This window comes from Streptomyces sp. NPDC091377 (assembly GCF_044757045.1).
Lineage (GTDB): Bacteria > Actinomycetota > Actinomycetes > Streptomycetales > Streptomycetaceae > Streptomyces.
The window spans coordinates 1-9,832 of the sequence record NZ_JBIVUE010000047.1; the positions used below are offsets into that span (position 1 = coordinate 1).

Here is a 9,832-nt window from a genome sequence, read left to right on the forward strand (position 1 = left end):
GCGGCGGTGAACGCGCCGGAGGCGGTGGTGCTGGCGGGTGAGCGGGACGCGGTGCGCACGGTCGTGGAGGAGTGGGCCGGTGAGGGGGTGCGGACACGATGGCTGCCGGTGTCGCACGCGTTCCACACTCCGCTGATGGACCCGGTGCTGGAGGAGTTCGCCGCCCGGATCGCGGACCTGAAGCACGGCCCGGCAGAAATCCCGGTCGTCTCGACGGTGACCGGGGAGTTGGCCGGGCCGGACTTCGGGAGCGCGGACTACTGGGTGGAGCATGCCCGCCGCCCGGTGCGGTTCGCCGACGCCGTAGAGGCGGCGCGTGAGGTGGGTGTACGGGTGTGGGCCGAGGTGGGCCCGCAACCGGCGCTGTCGGCCGCGCTGCCGGAAGCTGAGGGCGAGGTGGTCGCGGCGTTCATGCGGCGTGACCGTGATCAGGCCGCCGGTGTGCTGGGCGGTCTGGCCCGCCTGCACGTCCACGGTGTCGAGGTCGACTGGCGCCGCTGGATCACCCACCCCGAGGTGGAGGTGCCCACCTACGCCTTCCAGCGACGGCGTTACTGGGTGTCGGGGTCCGGGGGATCGGCCGCGGGCCTGGGCGGAGCGGGCCTGACCGTCGCCGGTCACCGCTTGCTGGGGGCACAGGTGAGGTTGGCGGGCGGAGGTGTGGTGCTGACCGGGCGGTTGTCGGAGTCGGTACAGCCCTGGCTCGCTGATCACGCGGTGTCGGGCACGGTGATCCTGCCGGGCACGGCGTTCATGGACCTGGCGGTGCACGCCGGGAACCGGCTGGGGTGTGCACACATCGAGGAGCTGACACTACAGGCGCCACTGGTGCTCCCCGGCCAACAGGCGGCCGTGGTCGTGCAGGTGGTCGTGGACGATCCGGACGAGCAGGACCGGCGCGCGGTGCACATCTACTCGCGTGCCGATGCCGATGCCGATGCCGGTGCTGAGGAGAGCGAGTGGACCCGGCATGCCACCGGCGTCCTCACCGAAGCCGCCGGGACGGCAACGGAGCCCTGGACATGGCCCCCCGCCGGTGAGCAGGTGCCTGCGGACGAGGTCTACGACACGCTGACCGCGGCCGGGTTCGACTACGGCCCGGTCTTCCGGGGCCTGCGGAACGTCTGGCTGGACGCCGAGGACGTCTACGCCGAGGTCGTCCTCCCCGACGACCCCTCCGGTTTCGCCCTCCACCCCGCCCTGCTCGACGCCGCCCTGCACGCCCTTGCCGCCGCCACCGGCGGCAACCAGGCGGGTGCCGAGGGCGGACTCCCCTTCGCGTTCACCGGCGTCACCGTCCACGCCACCGGTGCCCGTACCCTCCACGCCCGACTGCGCCGCAGCGCCGACGGCGTCACTGTCGACGCCGTCGACCCCACCGGGCAGCCCGTCGTCAGCATCGGATCCCTCGCCTTCCGCCCGGTGAACGAGGCCGCGCTCAACCCGGCGCAGGACACTCCGCTGCGGATGCGCTGGGAGCAGAGCACCGTCGTCGTCACAGACCCGGAGGGGGCGGAGAGTGCGCCACCCGAAGACTTCGCGCTGGTGACGGTGGGGCATCACCCCGGCGTAGCCGACGTCCTCCGAGCGGTGGACGACGGCCCGACCACCCCCGCGTGGGTGGTCCTGGACCTGCCGGACAGTGCCCTCGACTCCACACCCGAGCGCGCCCGCGCCACCACGGAGTGGCTGCTCCTGCAACTACAGGCGTTCTTGGCCGCGCCCGCGCTCACCGACACCCGGTTGCTGATCCGCACCGCTGGAGCCGTCGTCACCGGCCCCGGTGACCGGACCGTGGATCCGGCCGTCACCGCCGTCTGGGGCCTGGCGAGGTCGGCCGCCGCGGAGCACCCCGGCCGGCTGGTCCTGCTCGACACCGACGCCGACAGGCCCCACGACGGCATCACCGTCGGGAACCTGCTGGCCGCGGTCGACCGGGCGGGCCGCGAGCAACTGGCGCTGCGCGACGGCGCGCTGCTCGCACCTCGCCTCGTCCCGCTCGACGCTGACGTGCTGCCCGTCCCGGAGACCAAGAGCTGGCGGCTCACCCCCGGCGGCGACACGCTGGACGGGCTGACCCTCGCCCCCGACCCCACCCCGCCCACCGACGGGCCCGCGCCCGGTCAGGTCCGGGTGGCGGTGCGCGCCGCCGGCCTCAACTTCCGCGACGTGATGGTCGCCCTCGGGGTGTACCCGGGACACGCCGCGCTCGGCGCGGAGGGCGCCGGAGTCGTGACCGAAGTCGGACCCGACGTCACCGGACTGGCCGTCGGAGACCGGGTCTTCGGTCTCATGCCGGAGAGCTTCGGACCGGTCACCGTTACGGATGCCCGGATGGTCGCCCCCGTGCCGTCGGAGTGGTCGTTCGCGGAGGCGGCGTCGGTGCCGATCGTGTTCCTGACCGCCTGGTACGCGCTGCGCGACCTCGCGGACCTGCGCGCCGGGGAGCGGGTGCTGATCCACGCCGGTGCGGGCGGGGTCGGCATGGCGGCTGTCCAACTGGCCCGGCACCTCGGCGCGGAGGTGTTCGCTACGGCGCACCCGTCGAAGTGGGGCACCCTGCGGGCGCTCGGAGTGCGGGACGACCACATGGCCTCCTCCCGCGATGTCGAGTTCCTCGGGCGGTTCGCAGAGGTGACCGACGGACACGGTGTCGACGTCGTGCTGAACTCGTTGGCCGGTGAGTTCGTGGACGCCTCGCTCGCACTGCTGCCCCGTGGCGGCCGGTTCGTGGAGATGGGCAAGACCGACGTCCGCGACGAGGACGACCTCCCGCCCGGAGTGACGTACCGGACCTTCGACCTCGGCGACCCGCCGCCGGAGCGGATCGGCGCCATGCTGTCCGACGTGCTTGCCCTGCTCCGGGACGGCGCGTTGCACCTGCTGCCCCTCACGACCTGGGACATCCGCTCGGCGCCGGCCGCGTTCCGGTACCTCGGCCAGGCCAAGCACACCGGCAAGCTGGTCCTCACCGTCCCCGCGCCGCTCGACCCCGAGGGCACCGTCCTGATCACCGGCGGCACCGGCACCCTCGGGGCGCTGATGGCCCGGCACCTGGTCGCCGAGCACGGCGTCCGGCACCTACTGCTCGCCGGTCGGCGCGGCCCGCAGGCGGAGGGTGCGGACGAACTGGTCGAGGAACTGCGGCAAGCGGGGGCCGAGGCTCGGGTCGTCGCCTGTGACGTGTCCCGCCGGGAAGCGGTCGCCGCCCTTCTCGACGGCATCGACCCGAAGCATCCGCTGACCGGTGTCCTGCACGCCGCCGGGGTGGCCGACGACGCGGTGATCGGCTCGCTGACGCCGGAACGGGTCGCCGCCGTACTCGCCGCGAAGGCCGACGCGGCATGGCACCTGCACAAGTTGACCCGCGGCGCAGACCTGGCGATGTTCAGCCTGTTCTCCTCGGCCGCCGGAGTCGTCGGCGCGCCCGGGCAGGGCAACTACGCCGCGGCGAACACCTTCCTCGACGCGCTGGCCGAACACCGGCATACCCGCGGGCTGGCGGCGCAGTCGCTGTCGTGGGGCCTGTGGGCACAGCGCAGCGGGATCAGCGGTCACCTCACGGACGGCGACCTGGCGCGCATCGCGAGCAACGGGATGGTGCCGCTCAGCACCGAGGCCGGGCTGCGCATGTGGGACCGCGCCTGGAACCGCGTAGACCAGCCGCACCTGGCGCTCCTCCAGCTGGACCCGCGCCACCGGCACACCCACCCGCTGCTGGCCGCCGCGGCGACCTCGGCGGCCGGACGTGGCCCCCGGCAGCGGAACGCGGCCACCGGCGAGGGACAGACCCAGCTCCGCCACCGGCTCGCCACACTGCCGGACGGCGAGCGGCAGCGCGTGCTCCTGGGCCTCGTCCGTGAACACGCCGCCGGGGTCCTGGGACACCCCTCGATCGAGACCGTCGAGGACGACCGGGCCTTCAAGGACCTGGGATTCGACTCGCTGACCGGCATCGAGCTGCGCAACCGGCTGGGCGCCGCCACCGGGGTACCACTGCGCGCCACCCTGGTCTTCGACCACCCGACACCGGTCCTGCTCGCCGAACACCTGGACCGGCAGGTCGCCGCCGACGCCCCGCCGCAGGCCACCGTCAACGGCGCGGACGTCTCAGGCGACCACCTCACCGAGGCCGACTTCCGCAGGTTGCTGGCCACCATCCCGTACGAGATCTTCCGCGAAGCCGGACTGACCGCCCAACTGCTGCGGCTCGCCCACGGCGACGGCCACACAGACGGACACGGAAACGGACACGGACACGGCAAGGGTGTTGGCGGCAGCGCGGGCGACGGCCGTCCGCAGGCCGCCGCCGAACCGGAGGACCGCCCCGGGGAGATCGATGCCATGAGCGCCGACGAACTGATCCGCATCGCCCTCGACACGTTCGAAGAATGACGCATCCGGGAGAGACGACCATGGAAACCTCGGCCAACCAGCTCGTCCAGGCGCTGCGCAAGGCGCTCAAGGACAACGACCGGATCCGGCGCGAGCACCGCGACCTGGCCGCGGCCGTGCGGGAACCGATCGCGGTCGTCGGCATGGCCTGCCGCTACCCGGGCGGCGTGACCTCGCCCGCGGAACTGTGGCAACTGGTCGACCGGGGCGGCGACGCGATCACCCCGTTCCCCCGCGACCGCGGCTGGAGCCTCGACGCACTGCGCGGCGCCGACGCCGAGGAGACCGGCACCTCCTACGTCCAGCGCGGCGGGTTCCTGCACGACGCGGCCGACTTCGACGCCGAGTTCTTCGGCATCAGCCCGCGCGAGGCACTGGCGATGGACCCGCAGCAGCGACTGCTCATGGAGACCAGCTGGGAAGCGGTCGAACGGGCCGGCATCGACCCCTCGTCGCTACGAGGCGCCAAGGTCGGCGTCTTCTCCGGACTGATCGGCCAGGGATACGCCTGGCGGCTGTCGGAGATACCGCCGGACCTGGAGGGATACGTCGGCACGGGCAACACGGCGAGCGTCGCCTCCGGCCGCGTCTCGTACGCGCTCGGCCTCGAAGGGCCCGCCATCACCATCGACACCGCCTGCTCCTCCTCACTGGTGGCCGTGCATCTGGCCGCCCACGCCCTGCGCCGCGGCGAATGCTCGATGGCACTGGCCGGCGGGGTCACCGTGATGTCCACGCCCGACACCTTCGTGGAGTTCTCCCGCCAGCGCGGCCTGGCCCCGGACGGGCGCTGCAAAGCGTTCTCCGCCGACGCCGACGGCACCGGCTGGGGAGAGGGCGCCGGCGTCCTGCTCCTCGAAAAGCTGTCGGACGCCCGCCGCCTCGGCCACACCGTCCTGGCGGTGATCCGGGGCAGCGCGGTCAACCAGGACGGCGCCAGCAACGGACTCACCGCCCCCAGCGGCCCCGCCCAGGAGGCCGTGATCCACCAGGCGTTGACGGCGGCCGGGCTCACGACCGCCGACATCGACGCGGTGGAGGCGCACGGAACCGGTACCCGGCTCGGCGACCTCATCGAGGCACAGTCGCTCCAGGCCACGTACGGGACCGGCCGACCGGCGGGCGACCCCGTACGGATCGGTTCGCTCAAGTCGAATATCGGACACACCCAGGCCGCGGCCGGGGTCGGCGGAATGATCAAAATGATCATGGCGATGCGGCACCGGACCCTGCCGCGCACCCTGCACGCGGAGACGGCCACCACCGCGATCGACTGGTCCGCGGGCACCATGGACCTGCTCACCGAGCCACTGCCCTGGCCGGAACGAGACCGCCCGGCCCGCGCCGCCGTCTCCTCCTTCGGGGTCAGCGGCACCAACGCGCACGTCATCCTTGAGGCGCCCGCGGCCCCCGACGAGACCCCGTCCGACGACGGGGCCGGCTCCACGGACGAGGCCGGCGCAACCACGGGATCGGCTGCCGCGCCCCGACCGTGGCTGCTCGCCGCCCGGACCCCCGCCGCACTGCGCGGACAGGCCCAACGGCTCTACGACCTCGTCTCTGCCCGCCCCGAGCTGCGCCCCGCCGACATCGAACTCTCACTGCGCACCGGCCGCACCCCGTTCGACCACCGCGCCGTCATCACCGGCGACGACAGCGCAACGCGGGCAGGCGCGCTCGCCGCACTCGCCCGCGACGAACGCTCCCCGCACGTGGTGACCGGCCGGGCCGTCCGCGGCGACGCCGTCTTCGTCTTCCCCGGCCAGGGCTCCCAGTGGATCGGCATGGGCCTCGACCTGTACGAGACCTACCCGGTCTTCGCCGACCACCTGCAAGCGTGCGAAGAGGCACTGGCCCCCTACGTCGACTGGTCGCTGCTGTCGGTGCTGCGCGGCGAACCCGACGCACCCTCGCTGGAGGACGTCGACGTCGTCCAGCCCGCCCTCTTCGCCGTCATGGTGTCGCTGGCACACCTGTGGCGATCCCTGGGCGTGCGACCGGCCGCCGTCATCGGCCACAGCCAGGGCGAGATCGCCGCGGCCCACGTGGCCGGGGCCCTCTCCCTGGAAGACGCCGCCCGCATCGTCGCGCTGCGCAGCCGTGCGCTGCGCAGCCTGTCCGGGCAGGGCACGATGGCAGTCGTCTCCATGTCCGCCGACGAGGCCACCCGGCGCATCGAGGCCGCCAGGACCGACGGGGACCACGGGGACGACGGGGGTACCGGGAACAGCGGGCGTACGGGGAGCAGCGGGCGTACCAAGAACAGCAACGGCAGTCTGTCCGTCGCGGCCGTCAACGGACCCGCCTCCACGGTCGTCGCCGGGGCCCCCGACACCGTCGACCGCTTCCTCGAACAGGCCGCCGCGGAGGGCTTCCAGACCCGCCGGCTCCCCGTCGACTACGCCTCCCACTCCGCGCAGATGGAGGAGATCCGGCAGGACATCCTCGACACCCTCGCCGACATCACCGCCCGCCCGGGCACCACCCCGTTCTACTCCACGGTCACCGCCGACGTGACGGACACCGCCGGACTGGACGCGGCCTACTGGTACCGGAACCTGCGGCAGACCGTGCGCTTCGAGGAGACGGTCCGCCTGCTCCTCGGCCACGAACACCGCCAGTTCATCGAGTGCAGCCCGCACCCGGCCCTGCTCGCCGCGGTGGCCGACACCGCCGCCACGGCCGAGGTGCCCGCCGCCACCGTCGGCTCACTGCGCCGCGACGACGGCGGCCGACACCGCTTCCTCACCAGCCTGGCCGAGGCCCACGCGCACGGCGTGACGGTGGACTGGGCCGCCCTGCCGGGTGCCGACGGCGACCGCGTCGAACTGCCGACCTACGCCTTCGAGCTCCGACGCCACTGGCTCACCGCGACCCCGGGCGGCGGCCACGGGCTGACCGCCGCGGGACTGCACAGCGCCGAGCACCCGCTGCTCGGCGCGGCCGTGACCGTCGCCGCCGCCGACGGACTTCTCCTGACGGGGCGCCTCGGCCTGGACTCGCACCCCTGGCTGGCCGACCACCGCATCCTCGACGCGGTACTGGTCCCCGGCACCGCCCTGCTGGAGGTGGCGACCCACGCCGCGCGGCTCACGGGCACCGGAGGTGTCGCCGAACTCACCCTGGAAGCACCGCTGATCGTCCCGGACGAGGGAACGGTCGAGGTGCAGGTCCTGGTGGAGGAACCGGACGACGACGGCCGTCGCCCGCTGACGATCCACTCCCGCGCCGAAGACACCCCCGACGCACCCGACACCCTCGACGCCCCGGACTCCCTGAACGAGGCGGCCTGGCGCCGCCATGCCCGCGGTTTCCTCACCACCGACACCGACACCGACACCGACGCCGGTTCCGACACTGGTTCCGACACTGGTACCACCACGCCGGTGCCACTGGCGCCGTCCGCCGCCTGGCCGCCCCCCGAGGCGACCCCCGTCCCCACCGACGGCCTGTACGCCCGCCTGGCTGCTGCCGACTTCCAGTACGGCGACGCCTTCCGCGGGCTGCGAGCCGCCTGGCGGCAGGGCCAAGACCTCTACGCCGAAGTGCAGTTGCCGACCGGCTACGAGACGGAGGCCGGCCGGTTCGGCCTGCACCCCGCGCTGCTCGACTGCGCCCTGCACACCCTCGGCCTCGCCCCCAGCGCGGACGAGGAGGGCCACAGCGGACGGCTGCCGTTCTCCTGGAGCGACGTCCGACTGCACCGGCCGGGCGCCGACCGACTGCGCGTGCGCATCTCCCCGGTCGAGGGCACGGACACCGTCTCCCTGCACGCCACCGACACGACCGGCGTGCCGGTCCTGACGGTCGGCTCCCTGGCCCTGCGCCCCGTGTCGCCGGATCTTGTTCGCACCGCCACGGTGTCCCGTACATCCGACGGACTGCTGTGCCGGGTCGAGTGGCCCGTGCGCCCCCGCCCGTCGGCGCCCACGGCCCACGGCCGGACGGTCGTCCTCGGCGACGACCTGCCCGGCTGGCCCACCGCCGACCGGCTGCCCAGGCTCCTCCCCAACCGCGAGGAGGGGACCCTGTGGGACACGCTGCCCGACCCCGTACCGACGGACGTCGTCCTGGTGTGCCCACCGCTGCCGACGGAGCCGGACGGTGACGCCGCCGAGGCCGCTCGCGCGGCGGTCGTCCGTACGCTGCGCCTGGTCCAGGACTGGATCGGCGACGAACGGCTCGCGGAATCCCGGCTGGTTCTCGTCACCCGTGGCGCCGTCGAGGTGCTGCCGGGCGAGGGCGTCACCGACCTGCCGCATGCCGCGATGTGGGGCCTGGTACGGTCCGCCCAGTCCGAGCACCCGGGCCAGTTCGCCCTGTTGGACATCGACGACACCGACATCGCCCCCGACCTCCTGCGCGCGGCCCTCGGCACGGGCGAGGACCAACTCGCGGTCCGTGGCGGTTCCCTGCACACCCCCACCCTCACCCGCGTCCCGGCCACCCCGACCGAAGAACGCCCGCTCGATGTGGAGGGGACGGTGGTGGTGACGGGTGGTACGGGTGTGTTGGGTGGGTTGGTGGCGGAGTGGTTGGTGTCGGTGTGTGGTGTGCGGCGTCTGGTGTTGGTGGGCCGTGGTGGTGTGTCGGGTGGTGGTGTTGAGGAGTTGGTGGAGCGGTTGTCGGGGTGGGGTGCGGGGGTTCGGGTGGTGGCGGCGGATGTGTCGTGTCGGGAGGGTGTGGAGGAGGTTCTTGCCTCGGTTGATGAGGGGCATGGTCTGACTGGTGTGGTGCATGCGGCGGGTGTGGTGGATGACGGTGTGGTGGAGTCCCTCTCACCGGAGCGGGTCGGTGTGGTGATGGGTGGGAAGGCGGGTGGTGCGTGGTGGCTTCACACGTTGACGCAAGGTATGGACCTCTCGTTCTTTGTGGTGTTTTCGTCGTTGGCGGGTGTGGTGGGTTCGCCGGGGCAGGCGAATTATGCGGCGGCGAATGGGTTTCTTGACGGTTTGATGCAGTGGCGGCGGGCTCAGGGGTTGGTGGGTCAGTCGGTGGCGTGGGGTCTGTGGGATGTGGCTGAGGGTATGGCGGGTGGGTTGAGCGGGAGTGATGTGGCGCGGATGTCCCGTGGCGGAGTCACCGGACTCTCCGCCACCGAGGGACTCGGACTCCTGGAGACCGCCCGGAACCTTCCGGACGCCCTGCTCGTGGCAGCGCGTTGGGACATGTCTGCCTTGCGCGCCGCCGAGACCGTGCCGTCGATGCTGCGCGGACTGGTACCCGGAGGCCGCGGAGCGCCGCGTTCCCGCCGCCCGGACACCGACGGTCTCGCGGAACGGCTGACCGGCCTGTCGGAACCCCAGCTGACCAAGGCCGTGGTGGAAGCGGTACGCGCTGAGGTGGCGTCTGTTCTTGGTTTTGGGTCGGTGGTGGATGTGCCGGTGGGGGTGGCGTTTCGGGAGATGGGGTTTGATTCGTTGACGGCTGTGGAGTT

At 72.9% G+C, this 9,832-nt stretch carries 2 protein-coding genes; both read left to right on the forward strand.

Annotation, left to right across the window (positions count from 1 at the left end):
- On the forward strand, positions 1-4,395 hold a 4,395-nt coding region (locus ACIQNG_RS38975), incomplete at its 5' end, for an SDR family NAD(P)-dependent oxidoreductase (protein WP_401491970.1).
- Between the two features lie 20 nt (positions 4,396-4,415).
- On the forward strand, positions 4,416-9,832 hold a 5,417-nt coding region (locus ACIQNG_RS38980), incomplete at its 3' end, for a type I polyketide synthase (protein WP_401491973.1).